General features: G+C 67.9%; 3 protein-coding genes. 2 read left to right on the plus strand and 1 reads right to left on the minus strand.

Translation table 11 applies throughout. The features are described from left to right. The first annotated feature begins 48 nt into the window (after positions 1-48). Positions 49-1161 carry a homoserine O-acetyltransferase MetX gene (gene metX / locus AC1VAN_RS18990; protein ID WP_099784813.1) on the plus strand — a complete coding sequence of 371 codons (1113 nt, stop codon included), beginning with the start codon at positions 49-51 and terminating at the stop codon, positions 1159-1161. Then, positions 1161-1505: a DUF1294 domain-containing protein gene (locus AC1VAN_RS18995; RefSeq protein WP_480986461.1), complete on the plus strand. Its 345-nt coding sequence runs from the start codon at positions 1161-1163 to the stop codon at positions 1503-1505. Before metX ends, AC1VAN_RS18995 begins: the two co-directional genes overlap by 1 nt. A gap of 50 nt (positions 1506-1555) precedes the next feature. On the opposite strand, the gene AC1VAN_RS19000 is transcribed toward AC1VAN_RS18995, so the two are convergent. Next, positions 1556-2293: ATP-binding cassette domain-containing protein (locus tag AC1VAN_RS19000; RefSeq protein ID WP_480986462.1), on the minus strand; the 738-nt coding region annotated here is incomplete at its 5' end.

The raw sequence follows: 2293 nt of genomic DNA on the forward strand, positions 1-2293 counted from the left end.
AAACCAGCGTGTCGCCAGCTGTACACGCCGCCCCGCTAGAATGGCCGCATGACCGAATTCATTCCTCCGGGCACCCGCTTCCATGCCCTGCCCTCGCCCTTTCCGTGCAAACGCGGCGGTGTCCTGCACGGCGCGCACGTGGCCTACGAGACCTGGGGCGCGCTGGACGAAGAGGCCAGCAACGCGATCCTGATCGTCACCGGCCTGTCGCCGGATGCGCATGCCGCGGCCAACGAAGCCAACCCTGCGCCAGGCTGGTGGGAGGCCATGCTCGGCCCCGGCAAACCGATCGATACCGACCGCTGGTTCGTGGTGTGCGTCAACTCGCTGGGCAGCTGCAAGGGCTCCACCGGCCCTGCCTCGATCAATCCGGCCAACGGCGAGCTGTATCGCCTGGATTTCCCGGAACTGTCCATCGAAGACGGCGCACGCGCGGCGATCGACGTGGTGCGCGCACTGGGCATCGGACAACTCGCCTGCGTGATCGGCAATTCGATGGGCGGGATGACGGCGCTGGCGGTGTTGCTGCTGCACCCGGGCATCGCCCGCAGCCATATCAACATTTCCGGCAGCGCGCAGGCCCTGCCGTTCTCSATCGCCATCCGTTCGCTGCAGCGCGARGCGATCCGCCTGGACCCGCGCTGGAACGGTGGCCACTACGACAATGAGGCATACCCGGAATCGGGCATGCGCATGGCACGCAAGCTGGGCGTGATCACCTACCGCTCGGCGCTGGAATGGGATGGCCGCTTCGGTCGCGTGCGGCTGGATTCAGACCAGACCGACGATGATCCATTCGGCCTGGAATTCCAGGTCGAGAGCTATCTGGAAGGCCATGCGCGCCGGTTCGTGCGTTTCTTCGACCCCAACTGCTATCTGTACCTGAGCCGCTCGATGGACTGGTTCGATCTGGCCGAGTATGGCGATGGCGATGTGCTGGCCGGACTGGCCAGCATCCGCGTCGGCAAGGCACTGGCSATCGGCGCCAACACCGACATCCTGTTCCCTGTACAGCAGCAGCAACAGGTCGCCGATGGCCTGCGCGCTGGTGGCGCGGACGCGCGTTTCATCGGCCTGGAATCGCCCCAGGGTCATGACGCGTTCCTGGTCGACTTCGAACGTTTCGGCCCGGCCGTGCGCGGCTTCCTCGACGAACTGTAGTGGCGTGGCGGCGCAATCTCGCACTGGCCGCGTTCGGTGCGTTGATCGGCTTGACCGCAACCGGCGTGTTTCCGCTCTGGCTGGGCGCATGGTGCGTGCTGGCCAGTGCGGTGTCGTTCGGCCTGTATGGGCACGACAAGCGCGCAGCGCAGCGAAAACAGCAGAGGACGCCCGAACGCACGCTGCAGCTGCTGGCCTTTGCCGGCGGCTGGCCCGGCGCGCTGCTCGGCCAGGCGCTGTTCCGCCATAAACATCGCAAGGCGCCGTTCCAGTGGGTGTTCTGGTTATGCGTGCTGRCCAACGTGGCCTCGATCGCGGTGATGCTGCGCGCGTTTTCGCGGTAGCTGCCCTGTAGATCCACGCCACGCGTGGATATGCCGACCAAGGTCGGCATCTACCGAAGCGGTTCGCGGACCAGCACCCCGTCCACCAACCGGTACTGCACATCCACCACACCCGCGGGCAGGTCATCGTGGGTGATCATCAGCAGGCTGCGCCCTTCCAGCAGTGCTGGCAGGTCCTGCAGCAGCGCGCGCGCGGTATCCACGTCCAGGCCTTCGGTGGGCTCATCCACCAGCAGGATCGGCGCATTGCGCAGCAGCGCGCGGGCCAGCGCCAGGCGACGCGCCTGGCCGGCCGACATCGTTGCGCCGTTCTCGCCCACCCACGCCTGCAGGCCGCCGTTGCGCTCGGCCCATTCACCCAGCCGTACCCGTTGCAGCACCGCCCACAACGCTTCGTCGCTGGCCTCGGGATCGCCCAGCCGCAGGTTCGCGGCCACGCTGCCGGCAAACACCGGCGCGTTCTGCGGCAGCCACGCCAGGTGCCGGTGCCAGTCGGCCTGGGCGACATCGCGCAGGTCCTGGCCACCGTAGGTCAGCCGCCCCTGCTGCGGATCCCACAGCCGCAGCAGCAGGCTCGACAAGGTGGTCTTGCCGCTGCCGCTGTCGCCACGGATGGCGATGCGCTCGCCCGGTGCCAGCGTCAGCTGCAGGCCACGCAGCACCGGCCGTGCGGCGCCCGGCCACTGGAAGTGCACATCGTCCCAATGCACGGTCGCCGCCGGCGCCAGCGGCTGCGACGACACCGGCTCCTGCACCGAAGGTGCCTGCTCGACGATGCCCTGCAGGCG

It is taken from the genome of Stenotrophomonas sp. 05L44_2 (assembly GCF_056665995.1).